Source organism: Pseudoalteromonas sp. PA2MD11 (assembly GCF_017808125.1).
Classification (GTDB): Bacteria; Pseudomonadota; Gammaproteobacteria; order Enterobacterales; family Alteromonadaceae; genus Pseudoalteromonas; species Pseudoalteromonas simplex.
The window spans coordinates 196,266-213,655 of the sequence record NZ_JADKNF010000003.1 but is presented as its reverse complement, the minus strand read 5'-3'; the positions used below and the strand labels follow the sequence as shown (position 1 = coordinate 213,655).

The window sequence follows — 17,390 nt, the reverse complement described above, 5'->3', positions numbered from 1 at the left end:
TCATTTTTTCTTCAGCGGTGGGATACCATATTTTTCCCAATCTGCTTCTTTTACAGAGTTTATCTTATTGTCGAGATTATCAACTCCGCCAGCAGCATTAATTTCTTTCTGTTCTTGGATTCTAAGTTCTTTTGATGAAGCCCCACCCATATCAGTGGTGGTGTCACCCGCTTCTCTCATTCGTCCGTCTTTTCCATTACCCGAGCGTAAATCTGGGGAATCGGCTTTAGTTTGCCCAATATAATCTTTTCCAGATGAAGTTCTACTTCCGGGTACACGATAAGTGCATGCATTATGAACCCACATCTTTGTCTTACCAACAAAATATGTGTGATCAATGTCTACAGTAAAATTATAAGCATATTGTGGTTCTTTATTAACTTGTATAGCCGCAATAGTAATATCGTTTTCAAGCTTTGGTCCAGAAACAATAGTGCCAAGTTCAATATTACCAGCCGCTAACCAACCTAGGTTATCTACATAAAATGGGTGTTCTTCTGTTGTAGTAATAGACTCTTCTACGCCATTCTCATCTAAAACTGTAAATGTAATAGTTTCTTCATGCCAGTCCTTAAAAGTATCAGTGACTTCTCTCCATGAAATTTCACCAGTTTCATCATTTTTGGACAGGACAATATCACCTTTTTTGACTTCAATAATTGCCTTGAAACCATCAATAGTTGAAATCAAAGTATCAGGCGTGAAGCTACAACCTTCAGGTTTAATATCAGCTTTCGAATCACCTTTTGAGTTTGCCTTAATAACTTTAGCTAAACGCTTTGCTTTTTGTAATGTTTTAGCCGGGTTTACAATCCCTACAGCTGCATCAGTAACTGCGCTTCCTAAATTCAACTCCCCTGTTTCTGCATAGTTTAATGCGGCTCCAAGTGCGACATCTGCTATAAACTTAATAGCAAAGTTAGCAAATTTACCCGTCGGGTCATTTTTATTTAATGGATCATTACCTACATACGCATACATATTCATCCCATCTTTATATCCAATGGGATCAGTCTGCATAAAACGCCCTAACTCAGGGTGGTAAACCCGTGCTTTGTAGTGATAAAGCTTAGTACCTGGGATTAAGATTTGCCCAGTGTAACGGAAACGTGATGAGCTGGTATTAATCGGCTCTCCAAATGGGCCATACTTATGCGTAGCGACAATTGAACCTGAGCCATTCGTTTCACTAATAATTGAGCCGCGCTCATCTGCGTGTAAATAGCGCTTGTTGCCTGTGCCACTGCCTTCATACCACACCAGCGGGTCATCTTCGCCTATACCATGAACATAACGGCGTAATAGACTACCGCTGCTGTTGTATTCCGCAACCAGTTCATTTGCATCATATAAGAAGGTAGTTTTAGTGCCATTGAGTGTTGAGTAATTTAATCGCCCCGTTGCATCATAGCCAAGTGCTAAGCTGGTACCTGATTTAGACGCAGACGTTAATCGGTTATGCGCATTATAGTTATAGCTCCAACCATCATAACTTTTTAAGTTGCCGTTATTATCATAGATTAAACTTTTACCACCAACACTCGTGTATTGGTTTAAATCATTCGTGGCGTAATTTTGCTCACCAATAGTTGGAATTTGAATCTGGTAATTATTATTACTAACGGTTTTCGATTTCAGTTGATTTGCGTAGTTATAAGCGAAATTAGCGTTATTGATACCTGTATGATTAAATTGGCTTACGCGTCCTTTTGTGTCGTAAACTACAGAGCTAGATTTGCCATTTCCTCTAGAAATACTCGTCAACTGCCCTTTTGAGTTATAAGTGTAATTTGCAAGCAGGTTACTACCATTTTCTTTTATTGAAGTCAGGGCACCTGTAGCATCAAATGCATAAGTGACATAAAAACCACCGGGGTGAGTTAACCGAGTTCGTCTATCTCCTAAGTCATAAAGGTAACTTAAAGTACGATTATCCGTGGTTGTACTTTTCAGGCGACTTAATTCATCATAGGCATAACTGACAACACTAGAACCTCGAGTTACGCTTTTATCACGCCCTATGCCATCATGATTAAATTCCAATGTAGATTCACCTGGCACGGTTGTTTTCGTTTTCTTATTTATCGCATCGTAATAATGTGTAAGTATTTTACCGTCCCGTTTGCGCCATGTTTTTAAATTACTATTTGCATCATAGCTATTTTGCTCATAAGTATTATCTTCAAATGTCGTACGCTCTAACCGGTCAAAACCATCATACGTATAATAAGTAACATTTCCTTCACCATCTTTACGTGTGTAGATTTCACCATTTGCTGTATACGCAATCTCAATATCGATACCCGCATCTGGTGTGTTATACCCTGAGATGACTTTTGTTGAACGAGAGAGTCTGTCGTAATAGTTACGTGTAATACGGTCTGGACCATCGACACCTTCTGATGCAAGTGAACAAGCAGAGCTCGGTAGGCTATTGAATGTAGAGGCGTTCATGCGAATAGCAGTACACATTAATCTATTTCGAGTGTCGTAAGTAAACTGTGTAACAGCTTCTTTTTTTGATGGCGAGCTAATTTCTTTTTTAGTCGCTAAATTTCTCGTGTTATAAGCAGTTGTTTCTGTATTATAAACACTCAACGAAGTGCTTGTAGGTGATGTCAGTGTACCTGTTTCAACAATGCGAACTTGGTCATCTTGGTTACGATACGTGAAACGCTGCGCGACACGATACCCTCGCTGATTTTTTGCACCAATTTCCCATGTTTTTCTACCTGCATTGTCATAACGGTAATAAATTGCATCATCAGTACCTGCCAGTGGTCCATCTTCAACCGTTACTCTACCAGCATTGTCATAGGTATAGGTTGTTACTTGTTTTAGTACTCCTACACCATTGGTTTTAGTCACTGTTTTAGGTAGGTTTGTATTCGCCCAGTATGTGTAGCTTGTAACTTGTTTATCTGCTGAAGAACAATTACTTTGAGTACAAACGCTGGTACTCTTTAATCGTGTAAAACCGTTAATCTCTTGCCATGTATTAGTAGTCAAACGGCGGTTATTGTTTTTATCTGCTGGCTCAAGTTTAGTGAGCATTCCACCATGGTTTGCGAATGTATAATTAGTGGTATTGCCATTCGGATCTGTAATAGAGGTTGGCCTGAAACAAGCCACTTGTGTACAGCTATTAATATTATACTCAGCTGTAGTAACAATATCTGCAAGGCCTGAAGATGGCTTGGCTATGAGTCTTTTTTCAATCACATTACCAAATGCATCACGTTCATAAATTTCTTTATTGCCTTCTGGAAAAGTTATCTTATTTAATCTACCCGCTAAATAATCATAACTTGTACTTCTACCGTAAGCATCTGTATCTTTGGTAATAAACGATCGTTTATTTGGCCCGCCTATTACTTTTAGATCTACGATTCTTTGATAACTTTCAGGACCTGTTATTGTAACTCTTGAGAATTGTTTTTGGGGATCTTTCCCTGAACCAGATGCTGCAACATACGTATAATTAAAAGCCTTACCTTCATTTGTTACATTAGTAACGAACCTATCATGAGTAACTCCTCCATGGCTTTTATTTAATGATGAAACTGAAACAGAGTTTGAACTATTAGAGGGTAGTCTAAATGTAAAGTTACGGCTTGTATCACTTGAACCTAATGCATTATTGAAACCTGAATAGCTCCAAGTGCGGCCTAATAGATCTGTGATTGAATTATTATTATAAGTAAACTTAGCTAATGCAATCGATGGTGCCGAAGTTTTAACTATTGTTGCTGTAGCAACTTGGCTCCATCCAGACGTACCTGTAGTTAAATCACTAGAGCTATACGTCAACTTTAACTCGTACCCTAAGTTACTCTGAATACTTACCGGTCTATGGAATGTAATAAATGGACTGATATCGGGATCAAAAACCTTGTCATACTCAAAAGTAATTTTTTCTCCATCAGGATAAAAAATATTTGTTACATACCATGTACCTTCTTTGGCTTTATTGTTGTACGGGTCATTCCATGTGAAAAAAGATGAGTTAGAATCGTATTCAACTCTGATCCCTGTCCCTCCTTGCCGATACTCCAAACGAGAGTCTTTTGACCCAACATGACCAAAAAGTGAAGAACCATAATTATCTGTTGATTCACAGTCAAAGGATGCACATTTGAATTGTTCAGAAGTGATACCTCCATATGTTAATGAAAAAACTTCTATACGTTCGGAACTACCAATATTATTCCAAGTTGAGCTTTTATATAACGTTCCAGTAATTTTAGAGTTATACTTTTGTAATGTTTCGAAAGTTAACCTAGGAGCAGCAGGAATACTCAATGTAGGTAATGTAGGGTAATATTTACCATCCAATAAATTTACCGAATTTATATCTTTTTCAACATCGAGTGGTTTGATTGGTGTAAAGTCATCTTCTGCCACAACAGAGCAAGATAGAAGACACGAAGACAAAGCAAATAGCTTAATATAATACTTATTCATTTTTCTCATCCTTGATCTAATTTAAGCCACCTGGTCCACCAGATGACGTAACTCTGACAATCTTAGTAAAACTAGTAGAGCTTGCTGGGCTAAAACAAGTTATGTTAATTGGTGTATTTTCATATATTCTTAAACTTACTGAACCTGAACTTGGTTGAGTTGGAAAGTAATTTGCGTCGCCAGACACTTTAACTTTACAATATGAAGTATTTCTAGAAGTCCAAGAAACACTAAATGTTACCCCGATACGCACGCTATTAGGGATTATCTTTGAAGTAATCACTGGCTCTGGAGGAGGCGGTGGAGGCGTATTTGCATTTGCGGAAGACGTTCTGTTGCCCGCATCGTCATAACTGTAGGTAACGAGTTTGGTATCGCTTTCTTTTACAACTTTTAAACGCCCCCTCGCATCGTATTCAAAACTAACTGTTGAAGCTAGTGCATCATTTATTGTAATTGTTCCGAGCGCAACAAATAGCAGCGCCGCTGAACATCCTTGTATTTTTGGCATATATTCACCTAATCATTTGAAAGTAGTGAAATAAAAAGTAACTCCATCTACTTTTATTTAAATTAACTGAATTATTGTACCGGATAAAGAAAATTTTAAAATACGAAAAAGCAATTAATTGCTCACAAGTGAGACACATAAAGAATCAACAAATTAACCAAAATATAATTACTGTTGTGAATACTCAAATTAAAAGTATCGAGTAATAACTTGATATGTATAGCAAAACCTAATGCTGATTCTATAAGCAAAACTGAAAAGTAAAGATAAGTAACCCTTAAAATAAAAAATTCCCAACTGATCAAAAAGTGATTTAGAAGAAGATGAAAAACTCAAAGCCAAAGTAACAGGCAAACCAGACACTTCTTCACTTTATTGCAAACAGCCATACCCTTTTAATGAAATTTCTTGAGTATTCGCGCCGCTTTGGTTTTTATGTTGAATGATCAAACGCGAATCTTGGCTAGTAAAGGTAAAGGTTCCAAGCCAAGGAAGCTGAGCAATTGGTTGCATGTTATAAAAACCATTGGCATCAAAGCATATAAATGAGAACTCATGATGTACCGGGGCAAATACGCCATAATCAGCGGTAAATACAGCAATGTTGTCTTGCAACATAAAGTGTTTCGCTTGCGTGCCCGCTACTAAATACCAAAAGCATATTGCTGTCATTATCACCACTTGTAAGCCGCCAAGTAAAAAGACTGAAAATTTAAGAATACGGGTCGATTTACTGGCTTCCATATAAAGGCGCTTTGCTTTGAGTAATAACCAAAGCCCAATGGCAACCATAGTGAGCTTTACAATCATCAGTGCTACGCCTATTTGATACATCAGCTTAGGGCTGTGCCATTGAATGCCAAATGTTTGCGGGATAAACAAACTATCAATTAAGGGCAGTAAAATGAGTAGGAATGGCAGAATAAGCGCTTTGTTTTTCATTATTTACTTTTCTAGTGTTCTCGCAAAGATAAGAGCCTAATGTTAATTCTTGGGCTCTAAAAAAGCAAAAAGGCGCAACCTGAGGTTACGCCTTTTATCGTTCTGGGCAGAACTTAAAATTTACAGTGCAGCGAATACATCGTCTGTTTTAGCAGCACAGATAAAATCATTTTTGTGTAACCCTTTGATTGAGTGGCTCCACCAAGTAACGGTTACTTTGCCCCACTCAGTTAACAGACCTGGGTGGTGACCTTCTTCTTCAGCCATATCGCCCACTTTATTAGTGAACTCAAGTGCTTGCTTGAAGTTTTTAAACTTGTAAACACGCTCTAATTGCATAATGCCGTCGCGCACTTCAGGAACCCAGTCTGGGATCATTTTGATCAATTCTGCTAATTCAGCATCAGATACTTTAGGCGCATCCGCACGACACGCTTCACACTTTTGTGTGCTTAATGAAGACATTATAAATCCTTAACTTGCTAATTTTTCTTTAGGAGGAAACTTTGGCTCATGTAGCCCTAATTCTTTTGCTTTACTCACCAGCGACATGATATCCATTTGTGAAATATCAAATAAGTCATTGATTGAGTTAATGGTGTAGTACACAGGCTGCATAATATCAATACGATAAGGTGTACGTAATACATCAAGAACGTTCATCGCATTGATTTCTGGCTTATCTGAATACACATACTGTGTTTCGCCTGGGCTTGATAAAATACCACCACCATAAATACGCAGACCTTGTTCGGTTTGCATTAAACCAAACTCAACGGTAAACCAGTAAAGGCGTGCTAAATAAACACGATCTTTCTTTTCAGCGGCATAACCTAACTGACCATATTTGTGTGTAAACTCAGCAAATGCTGGGTTGGTAAGCATCGCACAATGACCAAAAATCTCGTGGAAGATATCTGGCTCTTGTAAGTAGTCAAACTCTTCACGGCTGCGAATAAAGGTCGCAACTGGGAACTGCTTGTTTGCTAGTAATCGAAAGAACTCATCAAAATCGATCAGTGCCGGAACAGGCGCAACTTGCCAGCCCGTTGTTTCGAGTAACACTTCGTTGAGTTCACTAAGTTGTGGAATACGATCTGTTGGTAAATTAATTTTCTTAAGACCTGCTAAATATTCATCACAGGCTTTACCTTCTATGCAAGCGAGTTGGCGAGCAACTAGCTCAGACCATATTTTATTTTCTTCTTCGCTCCAATGGATAACCCCATTTTCATCAGGTTGCTTGGAGGTGTAATTACTTGCTTTAGCCATAATAACCTTCTTCGTTAAATCTTGATCAGCATTGATCAGAATCTCATTAACTTGTTAAGCCGATACTATGTAAAAGTAAGCGAAATTTTAATAGTTAAGGCTGTTTCTAAGGTTTGCAGAAATAGCCTTAATGTAAAGTTAAAATTACACCAACAGATCCAAAAGTTTACACACCACATTTTTAAAGGGATAAAAGCAAGCACAACCGTAAACTTAAAATTACACCCTAACCAATGAATGTAAATGCAGTTTTAAGATCGTTAATAATATCGTTAACATCCTCAAGACCAACTGATAATCGAATTAAACCATCACTGATCCCTGCAGCTGCTCTTTCTTCAGGTGTATAAGGCGAATGTGTCATCGATGCAGGATGTTGAATGAGGGTTTCAGCATCCCCCAAACTCACAGCAAGAGTGCAAAGCTGGGTGTTATTTATAAATGTTTCGCCATCTTCAAGGCTGCCTTTTATTTCAAAGGCAATAACACCACCAGCGGCTTTCATCTGCGAGCCAATAAATTGATGACCCGGATGTGATTTAAGCCCAGGGTAATAAACTTGGCTTACCAACGGGTGCTGCTCTAAATATTCAGCAACCACTTGGGCACTCGCACAGTGGCGCTCCATGCGTACAGCAAGGGTTTTTAAACCGCGATTAATTAACCATGCATCATGAGGACTAATCGTTGCACCAATATCTTTTAGCACCGTCATTTTTATCAGGTTGATATGCTCCTCTGTACCGCACACGAGTCCTGCTACCACATCACCATGGCCATTTAGGTATTTAGTTGCGCTGTGTACCACAATATCAATACCAAACGAGGTAGGTTGCTGGAGCAGAGGCGTTAAGAAGGTATTGTCGATAACGCTTATCAGTTGATGCTGCTTGGCAACATCGGCAATTAAACTTAGATCAAGCACCGCCATGGTCGGATTAATAGGCGTTTCTGCAAAAATCATTTTTGAATTGGCTTTAACCGCGCCGCGAAGTTCAGCCTCGTTGGTCATATCAACAAAAGTAACTTCGATACCAAAGCGCGGCAACATGTGAGCAAAAAATGCAAAGGTACAACCGTATAACGCGCTTGATGCGACTAGGTGGTCACCTTGTTGTAAAAAGCTAAGCACAGACGCAGACACCGCCCCCATACCCGTTGCTGTGGCAGCCGCTGCTTCACAGTTTTCTAACTGAGCCACTTTTTGTTCTAGCTCTTGGGTTGTCGGATTACCCAAACGGGTATAGATAAAGCCCTGCTCTTCACCAGCAAATCGGGCTGCACCTTGGGCTGCATTAGCAAAAGAGAAGGTAGAGGTTTGGTAAAGTGGCGCACTTAGTGCGCCATGTGGATCATTTGGTTTTTCTGGACCGTGAATACATTGTGTATGTAAGTGATGCTTAGTCATTGTGTGTTCTCGTTTTTATTATCAGTACTTCATACTCATAAATAAAACGTAGATACCTACAATGCACAAGCATGCCGGATGCTCAGATGGCTAAATATCACTCAGCCATTTTTATTAACTGTACACAAAAGTTGTCATTTTGGATTTTCGCTCTCTTTGTCGCTGGTACGTGAGGCAATTTTACGGGCAATACTATTGGCGGTTTCTTTTAGCAAGCTGCGCTTATGCTCTAAGCGAGGTAACGGGCGACTAAGCTCCATCGCTTTATACCCTATACGCGCGGTAAAAATACCAGCACTTAGCCCTTGCGCTGCTCGGCCCGACAATTTCCCCAGTAATTCAGCGCTTAGTGCCGTTGCTGCTAAATCTGAAACTAACTCTGCACTACCAACAAACAAAACTTGTTTCACTAATAAGCGGTACAATTTAATACGGCTTGCATAACCAAAACCAATACCGTAAATACGGCCAATTTGCTCAATAAGCTTAGTGCCACGCCATAGCACCGCCATCATATCGACTAAAGCCAACGGGCTTAGCGCAACCAATAAGCCAGACTCAGTGGCAAAACGGTTAATCAGTTTTTTCGCTTGCTGATCTTGGCTTACCAATAAGCTATCGGCGTATAAGGTCATGATTTCTTTATCGGTATGGTGACTTGCTATTTGTTGCTTAAACTCTTCAAACCCAGTAAGCGTTTGATGTTTATTAAGCTTTTCTAGCCATGGTAATGCTTCACCTACTTGCTCGCTATTAAGTAAGCGGTCGGCCTCGGTACGATGCAATTGATTACGCTTCAAACTTCTTAGCATACGGTACTCGCGCCAAATAACACGGGCAATCAGTAGTACACCACTGAGAACAGCCGTTAAATACACCGAACCTAAAATAATTGATTGCTGAAACGTCACAAACAATGACATCGCAAACTCAAGTAACACTAACGCTAAAAAGCTAACAACAAACACCCCTTTTAGGGTTTGCCATTTCGACTTTTTATACACAGGCTCAAGCTCAATGCTATCTTGCTGATCTTCTTCAGTGTCGATAAATTCGGCGTTTTCTATCACTTTAGCAACAGTTAACTCCTTCGCTGGCGCTTCATTACTTGCAGAGCTTGAAATACGGCGACCTGCCTGAAAGTTCATCTCCTTTGGTTGCTCACTCATGTTAGTTTATCTCCTATCAGGTACTGCATGACATGATCTAAACGAATATGTTTTAACCGTTTATCAGGGCATGGCAGTGGCGAAAACGATAAGAACTCAAAGCCCTGTTTTGGCCACTCTTGTTTGTTGAGCAGGCGTGACGGTGGTTGCGGTGGTAAATACGTTAGCCATTCTTGTTCGCCTAAAGGCTTGCCATAAATACAAGCTAACTGTTGGCCTTTTTCAGCCACTTGGCGCGGCTCTGTAGCGCAGATAGATGACATTGCCATGGTTTCGATTTGCACGCCTTCGAACTTTAAATGATTCGATTGGTCATGCACGATTGAATCAAGCAATAGCGCTAAGTCTTTATGATATTGCGCACTAATATGATCTGACTTATTGGCCGCAAACAGTAGCTTGTCGATGTTTGGTTTAAACAAACGTTTAAAGAAGCTTGCTTCACCATAATTAAAATGGGCCAACAATTGGTTAATAACACGGCTTTGCTCATGCAGGGTTTCGCTGCCTTCATTCAAAGCACTGAGCACATCCACTAGCACAATTTGTCGGTCAAAATGACGAAAATGCTGCTCGTAAAAAGGTTTTACAACCTCTTTTACATAGGCTTTATAGCGCTTTTTAAGATGCGCTAGATTCGACCCTTCGATTATTTCGTCAGGCACATTCGTAACCGGAAAAAACTGCAGTAGCGGCGCTCCTTTAAGCTCGCCTGGCATCAGCATGCGACCAGGTTGCAGCATGGCAAGTTTGGTGTCTTTTTTAAGGCCCACTAATAACTGCTGATAAAGCGCAGCGACATCAGCAAGTTTGCTCTCATCAACACTGGCTGATAGATCAAGTTCAGCAAGGGCTGTTAAAAATGGCTTCGCTTTTTCATTGCGTGCGGTTTGCTGCAAGAGTGAGTATTGTGACTCACACCAATCAGCAAATGATTGCTCTAGCATTGGCAAATCAAGTAGCCATTCACCTGGGTAATCAATAATGTCTAAATAGAGTGTTGATTGCGGTGCAAAGTGACCGCGTAGCCCCGAGTTACTTTGGTACTTAATTGCCAAACGTAGCGTATTTATACGCTCGGTAGAGGCAGGCCAAGCTGGCTCACCTTCAACAGGTAATAACGCTGATAATGCATTTGTGTATTCAAATGTCGGTATTGTCAGTGCTTGCTGCGGCACTATTTTTGTGGCGATATGACGCTTTTCACGCATCACATCAAAAAAAGGTAAGTTTTTATCGTCAGCTTGGCTGGTTAAATGTTTAACCAAGGCGGTAATAAAAGCGGTTTTGCCGCTGCCACTTAAGCCTGTAACGGCTAACTTCACGTGTTGATCTAAACTACGGTGAAGGGCTTTTTCCGCTTTATTTTTTAACGAATTAAAGGTGTTCTTTGCAAATGATTGGCTCATAAAGTGTCTAGCACCTTATTTGCGCTGGGTATCACGATGCAAACAAGGTGCGTATATATCCTTTAAAGTTTGTTGATTTCACGGCTAACCGTAAATTCTGTTGATGTGACATAGCGTTCCATCTCTTGTAAACGACCATCAACTCGAGCAAGACGATCTTTTAAGTCTTGCAATGCACGGCGAGGTGGTTCCCCTTTTTGCCATACTTTAAATTTTACTTCAAGCGGGTCTTGGTGAATGCTGTCTGTGCTTTTATCTGTTTTTTCTGCTGGTTTTTTATCTAAAATAAACCAAGCAGCAATGTAAGCAACAACAATAAATGGACCACCTGATAATAGCACTGCTGTCACGACTAAAATACGTACTAGCCAAAGCTCCATGTTAAAGTAATCGCTGATACCTGCGCACACACCTGCTATTTTGCCACGCTCTGCGTCTCTAAATAATTCGCGTTTGGTACTCATACTTTACGTCTCCACTGCGGAGCCTCTTGGTCAAGTAAGGCTTCTAATGTTTCAACACGCTCTGCCATTTTATCTGCTTTTTGTGCAAGCTCTAATAATTGGCGGTGCTCGTGTTCACTTAAACCTTGGCTCACTTGTTTTTTACTACGGTAATGTAAAATCAGCCAAAGTGGGGCAACAACCACCATAAAAACAATAATCGGTGCCATCAAAACTTCTGCGTCGAACATGGTACTCTCCTGTCAATCCGTTATGTGTTTAAGCATTGGGGGACATGCCCCCATTTATTATTTTTTATCTGCTAGTTTTTTCTTAAGCTCAGCTAGCTCATCATCAATCTTTTCGTCTTGCTGAAGACCAGCAATTTCGTCAGCTAATGATTTTTTACCAAGATCATAAGACTCTATTTGTGATTCTAGACCATCGATCTTAGTTTCGTAACGTTCGAAGCGGTTTAAAGCGTCTTCAACTTTAGAGCTGTCGAGTGCTTTTTTAACTTCAAGACGTGACTCAGCAGAGCGTTGACGTAAGATGATTGCTTTTTGACGCGCTTTTGCATCAGCAAGCTTCTCTTGTAAGGTGCTTACTTCTTGCTGTAGTTTCTCGATGTGAGACTCTACATGCTCAAGCTCAGTTTCAACCGCTGCGACTGCATCTGCTGACTTTTGCTTTTCAATCAGTGCTGCACGTGCTAAATCATCACGGTCTTTGCTTAGTGCTAATTCAGCTTTTTCTTGCCAGTCTGCAACTTGAACTTTTAAAGTTTCAACGCGACGTACTAGCTCTTTTTTCTCAGCAAGTGTTTTTGCTGATGTAGAGCGAACTTCTACTAATGTATCTTCCATCTCTTGGATGATCAGGCGAACCATTTTTTCTGGGTCTTCTGCTTTATCTAAGATGGCATTGATATTAGAATTAACGATGTCTGCAAAACGTGAAAAAATTCCCATAACATTTACCTCTTTGGTGTTTTAACTTAATCAGTTGGTATATCTAGTATCAATATGCTTGCCAACTTTTATAAACTTAGAATAACTTAATATATTCAAACAGTTAAACTAAATTTATAAATTTCTTTAGTTCTCATAGATAATGAAATACACTAGATCTTAGTAAAAATGACTAAGAGTTAGGGAATATGAGCCAATTTCGCCAGCAGGATAATTTACTCGGCCAATCTGACAGTTTTTTAAGTGTGCTTGATCAAGTTTCTCAACTAGCCAGTTTAGAAAAGCCAGTCCTTATTATTGGTGAGCGCGGTACTGGTAAAGAACTTATTGCTGCGCGTTTGCACTTTTTATCTAAGCGTTGGGACCAAAACTATATAAAGCTCAACTGTGCAGCGCTTAACGAAAACCTGCTCGAAAGTGAATTATTTGGTCATGAAAGTGGTGCATTTACCGGTGCCAGTAAACGCCACGAAGGCCGCTTTGAACGTGCTAATGGCGGTACGCTATTCCTTGATGAATTAGCCAATACCTCGGCGATGGTACAAGAAAAACTACTACGCGTTATTGAATACGGCGAATTTGAACGCGTTGGTGGTAAGCAAACCGTTAAAGTCGATACCCGTTTAGTCTGTGCGACCAATGAAGACTTACCAACCCTAGCTGAGCAAGGCGAATTTAGAAGCGACTTACTCGACCGCCTCGCCTTTGATGTGATTACCCTGCCCCCGCTGCGTGAACGCCAAGAAGATATCATGTTACTAGCAGAACAATTTGCAATTAACATGGCCCGCGACCTTGAGTGGGAACTATTTAGTGGCTTTACGCGTAGCGCCATCGAAACGCTGCAATCTTACGAGTGGCCGGGTAATATCCGTGAATTAAAGAATGTGGTTGAACGTAGCCTCTATCGTCATGGTAACGAACATATTCCCGTTCACCAGATTATTTTAGACCCATTTGCGAGTAAATTTAGACCTAAACAGCGCGTAAAAGCTGCCGTTAGCAGTGCCCCAGTTGCAAATGTCGAAGCTGCGCCTATCGCCACAACACAAAATCAAGACGTCGTGACACTCAATAAGCCCGACATTCAATTTCCTTGTAATTTAAAGCAGCTGTCTAACGACTTTGAAATTGATGTCATTAAAAAAGCGCTTGAACATAGCCAATTTAACCAAAAGAAAACTGCAGAACACTTAGAATTAACGTATCATCAATTACGTGGCTATTTGAAAAAATACAATTTATTAGATCAGCAGCAATAGTTAGAGGCTAATCAGGTGTTTAAACCGTTACTTGCTTTGTCTTTGGTGTGCTTAGTAGGCTGCCTAGATAACGAAGAAAAAACCACAGAACAAAAAAACCAGGGCTTAGTCTATTGCGCTGAAGCAAACCCTGTGTCGTTTAATCCGCAAGTGACAACGACAGGTTCGACTATCGATATTATCGCCAACCAGTTATATGATCGCCTGTTAAGTATTGATCCGGTGTCTGCCGAGTTTAAAGCAGAGCTGGCAACTGATTGGAAAATTAGCCCAGACGGCAAAGCAATTACCTTTACCCTACGTAAAGGGGTTAAATTTCATACCACAAAATACTTTACCCCAAGCCGTGATTTTAACGCTGATGATGTAATTTTTACTTTCAGCCGCTTATTCGACGTTTATAACCCTTATCACTTTGTTGGTGATGCCAGTTACCCTTATTTTCAAAGTGTGGGTATTGATCAGCTTATTCGTCGCATTGTGCGTGTTTCTGATTACCAAGTACGATTTGAGCTTTATAATGCTGAAAGCAGCTTTTTAGCAAACCTTGCAACCGACTTTGCCGTGGTGTTATCGGAAGAATACGCCATGCAGCTTAAAGAGCGAAAACAAGAAAACTTATTTGACCAATACCCAGTGGGTACTGGCCCTTATGTATATAAAGAATATCGTCGCGACCGTTTAATTCGCTATTACCGCAACCCAGACTACTGGAAACATCCTGTAGCACTTGAACAACTGGTGTATGACATTACGCCAAACGGCACCACTCGCGTTGCGAAAATGCTCACTAAAGAGTGTGATGTGACTGCGCACCCAAGCAGCGCGCAGCTAAGTATTTTATCGCAACGTGAAGACATTAAAGTTCAAAAAGAGCAAAACTTAAATATTGGTTACTGGGCCTTTAATACTGAGCGCCCGCCTTTTGATGATGTACGTGTACGCCAAGCACTCGCCAGCGCCATTGATGTCGATAAAATCATGCAAGCGGTGTATTACGGTAACGGCATTAAGGCACAGTCATTACTGCCTCCAGCTTCATGGGCATTTGAAGCGCAAAAAGCCATGCCTGAATTTAACCCAGCTCTTGCCAAAACCTTGCTCGCAGAAGCTGGCTACAAAAATGGCTTTGATATGAATATTTGGGCTATGCCGGTAAGCCGTATTTATAATCCAAACGCCCGTAAAATGGCTGAGCTGATGCAAAGTGATTTACGCAAGATTGGTGTAAACGTTAATATCGTCGAGTATGAGTGGAACACCTTTTTACAACGCGTTGGTGAGCATAGACACGATAGTGTGTTACTTGGTTGGGCTGCTGATACGCCAGATCCTGATAATTTTATGAGCCCATTGTTAAGTTGCACCGCAACATTTAGTGGTAAAAACCCTGCCAATTGGTGTCATCCTGAATTTGATTTATTACTTACTCAAGCCCTCGACACCACAGATCTTGAAAAACGAAAACAATACTACAATCAGGCACAGCGGATCATAGTGCAAGAGCTGCCTATTTTGCCGATAGCCCATGGTATGCGCTTTCAAGCAGCAAGTAGTGACGTAAAAGGTATAAATTTAAGCCCATTCGGCGGCATTTCACTAGCTAACGCGAGGAAAGAATAATGATCTTTGATTATATTCTTCGTCGTCTAGCGTTGTTAATGTTTATGATGCTGACGCTGAGTATTTTTACCTTTTCATTGAGCTTTATGTTCCCGGGTGATGCGCTAACTAACTTAAGCGGTATTACTAATAGTACGTTCTCGCAAACCAGTGTGTTAGAGGAAAAGTTTCACTTTACCGACAACTACGTGGTGCAATACTTTGCCTTTTTAGAACGCATTATTCAGGGGGATTGGGGAATTTCTTTTGCATCTGGTGAGAGTGTATTTCAACATATAAAAGACTTATTTCCAGCAACACTCGAGTTGAGTCTTTATGCGCTCATTGTATCCGTCATAGTTGGCGTACCAAGTGGTATTTTAGCCGCTGCCTACTACAAACGTTGGCCTGATAAACTGATAAATTCCGGCACACTTTTTGGCTATTCAATGCCCGTTTTTTGGTTAGCATTGTTACTAATTATGGTGTTTTCACTGCAACTAGGCTGGTTTCCTATGTCGGGCCGCATGGGCCTTCTTTACGAAATAGAACCGGTTACCGGCTTTATACTTATTGATATCTTTTTAGCTGATTTCCCCTATGATGGCATGGCATTTTTAGATGCAATCCATCATTTAACACTACCTACCATAGTACTTGCTATGTACCCGACCACAGTACTAGTTCGCTTTACCCGTGATTCAATGCTGAAAGTACTCGATCAAAGTTATATTAAAACAGCGCGCGCAAAGGGCTTAAACCGTGGGCAGCTGATTATTCACCACGCTCTGCGTAATGCGCTGCTACCGGTGATTAAACAAATAGGTCTACAGTTTAGTACCTTGATCACCCTTGCGATGATCACCGAGGTTATTTTCTCATGGCCGGGCATTGGTCGTTGGCTTATCGATAGTATTTATCAGCGTGACTACCCTGCAATTCAAGGTGGCTTACTCGCTGTTTCTATGTTCGTTATTTTAGCTACCATTATTGCTGAGCTCACTTATACCTTATTCGACCCATTATCGCGGAACCAAGCTCATGGCAAAGTTTAATTTATTCTCTGAAGAGTCGAATAAATCGCCGTTAGCGCGATTTTGGAAGAAATTTAAAACCAATCACCCTGCCCTTGTGGGCTTATGGTTGTTTATTGCTTTAGTATTACTAGCAGTGTCTGCACCACTCCTGGCGCCTTACGGTGTGAACCAGCAACACAGCGATGCACTGCTATTACCGCCATCGTGGCATGATGCAGGTGACGTACGCTTTTTATTAGGCACCGACGATTTAGGCCGAGATGTATTGTCACGTTTAATGAATGGTGCAACTTACACCTTTGGATTATCGGTTGTCGCAGCTTTGATCACCACAGTGATAGGTGTGTTAGTGGGCACCTTTGCAGGCATTAGCAAAGGTATTCGCTCAAGCTTTTTAAATCACTTGCTTGATATTACCTTATCAATTCCATCATTATTACTGGCCATAATTATTATTGCGATTCTTGGCCCTGGCTTAATGAATACAGTTTGGGCGATTATATTAGCTTTATTGCCTCAGTTTATTCACTCGGTGCGTAACTTAATTGTCGAAGAGCTGAACAAAGATTACATTACAGCATTCAAGCTTGATGGCGCATCCAATTGGCATATTCTTGCTCGTGGTATTTTTCCGAACATTTACGAGCATATTGTGGTTATTTTTACCATGGCGCTTTCTACTGCGATTTTGGATATCTCGGCACTTGGCTTTTTAAAATTGGGCGCCCAGCCCCCCACCACAGAATGGGGCGCTATTTTGGCTGAAAATCTAGGTTTAATTTACCTTGCCCCTTGGACTGTTGGCTTACCAGGCGTATTATTATTTTTAGCAGTGCTGTCTACCAATTTAGTAGGTGACGGTTTACGCCAAGTGCTTAAAGAACGTAAGGCCGACTAATT

At 40.6% G+C, this 17,390-nt stretch carries 15 protein-coding genes; 4 read left to right on the top strand and 11 right to left on the bottom strand.

The window, feature by feature from the left end; translation table 11 throughout:
* The 11 genes from ISP07_RS05730 to pspA form a co-directional block, all read right to left on the bottom strand.
* Positions 1-4,464 carry a polymorphic toxin-type HINT domain-containing protein gene (locus ISP07_RS05730; RefSeq protein ID WP_209327069.1) on the bottom strand — a complete coding sequence of 1,488 codons (4,464 nt, stop codon included), beginning with the start codon at positions 4,462-4,464 and terminating at the stop codon, positions 1-3.
* Positions 4,465-4,480: 16 nt separating this feature from the next.
* Complete coding sequence (locus ISP07_RS05725; RefSeq protein ID WP_209327068.1) at positions 4,481-4,975, bottom strand: RHS repeat domain-containing protein; 495 nt, start codon at positions 4,973-4,975, stop codon at positions 4,481-4,483.
* 372 nt (positions 4,976-5,347) lie between these two features.
* On the bottom strand, positions 5,348-5,917 hold the full coding sequence (locus ISP07_RS05720; protein WP_209327067.1) for a hypothetical protein: 570 nt from the start codon (positions 5,915-5,917) through the stop codon (positions 5,348-5,350).
* 120 nt (positions 5,918-6,037) lie between these two features.
* Positions 6,038-6,382 carry a 4a-hydroxytetrahydrobiopterin dehydratase gene (locus tag ISP07_RS05715; RefSeq protein WP_036969771.1) on the bottom strand — a complete coding sequence of 115 codons (345 nt, stop codon included), beginning with the start codon at positions 6,380-6,382 and terminating at the stop codon, positions 6,038-6,040.
* Between the two features lie 9 nt (positions 6,383-6,391).
* Entirely contained in the window at positions 6,392-7,189 is a 798-nt protein-coding gene (phhA, locus tag ISP07_RS05710) for a phenylalanine 4-monooxygenase (protein WP_054553132.1), read from the bottom strand.
* Between the two features lie 226 nt (positions 7,190-7,415).
* Positions 7,416-8,597 (bottom strand): methionine gamma-lyase, encoded by a 1,182-nt coding sequence (megL, locus tag ISP07_RS05705; RefSeq protein WP_063529998.1) that lies wholly within the window; start codon positions 8,595-8,597, stop codon positions 7,416-7,418.
* Positions 8,598-8,731: 134 nt separating this feature from the next.
* Positions 8,732-9,766, bottom strand: coding sequence for a TIGR01620 family protein (locus ISP07_RS05700; protein WP_209327066.1), 1,035 nt, complete (start codon positions 9,764-9,766; stop codon positions 8,732-8,734).
* Entirely contained in the window at positions 9,763-11,175 is a 1,413-nt protein-coding gene (locus tag ISP07_RS05695) for a YcjX family protein (protein WP_209327065.1), read from the bottom strand. The genes ISP07_RS05700 and ISP07_RS05695 overlap by 4 nt, the downstream gene beginning before the upstream one ends.
* Before the next feature lie 62 nt (positions 11,176-11,237).
* Complete coding sequence (gene pspC, locus ISP07_RS05690; protein WP_138599304.1) at positions 11,238-11,639, bottom strand: envelope stress response membrane protein PspC; 402 nt, start codon at positions 11,637-11,639, stop codon at positions 11,238-11,240.
* Positions 11,636-11,869: an envelope stress response membrane protein PspB gene (gene pspB / locus ISP07_RS05685; RefSeq protein ID WP_036969793.1), complete on the bottom strand. Its 234-nt coding sequence runs from the start codon at positions 11,867-11,869 to the stop codon at positions 11,636-11,638. Before pspB ends, pspC begins: the two co-directional genes overlap by 4 nt.
* A 57-nt stretch (positions 11,870-11,926) precedes the next feature.
* Positions 11,927-12,589, bottom strand: coding sequence for a phage shock protein PspA (gene pspA, locus ISP07_RS05680; RefSeq protein ID WP_054553137.1), 663 nt, complete (start codon positions 12,587-12,589; stop codon positions 11,927-11,929).
* A 188-nt stretch (positions 12,590-12,777) separates the two neighbouring features.
* Between pspA and pspF the strand changes: the two genes are divergently transcribed.
* The 4 genes from pspF to ISP07_RS05660 are packed head-to-tail and all read left to right on the top strand — an operon-like array spanning position 12,778 to position 17,388.
* Positions 12,778-13,851: a phage shock protein operon transcriptional activator gene (gene pspF / locus ISP07_RS05675; RefSeq protein WP_054562065.1), complete on the top strand. Its 1,074-nt coding sequence runs from the start codon at positions 12,778-12,780 to the stop codon at positions 13,849-13,851.
* A 15-nt stretch (positions 13,852-13,866) separates the two neighbouring features.
* Positions 13,867-15,474: an ABC transporter substrate-binding protein gene (locus ISP07_RS05670; protein WP_209327064.1), complete on the top strand. Its 1,608-nt coding sequence runs from the start codon at positions 13,867-13,869 to the stop codon at positions 15,472-15,474.
* A complete protein-coding gene (locus tag ISP07_RS05665) occupies positions 15,474-16,508 on the top strand; it encodes an ABC transporter permease (protein ID WP_209327063.1) in 1,035 nt (344 codons plus the stop codon). Before ISP07_RS05670 ends, ISP07_RS05665 begins: the two co-directional genes overlap by 1 nt.
* Positions 16,495-17,388, top strand: coding sequence for an ABC transporter permease subunit (locus tag ISP07_RS05660; RefSeq protein ID WP_054553141.1), 894 nt, complete (start codon positions 16,495-16,497; stop codon positions 17,386-17,388). The genes ISP07_RS05665 and ISP07_RS05660 overlap by 14 nt, the downstream gene beginning before the upstream one ends.
* Positions 17,389-17,390: the final 2 nt, after the last annotated feature.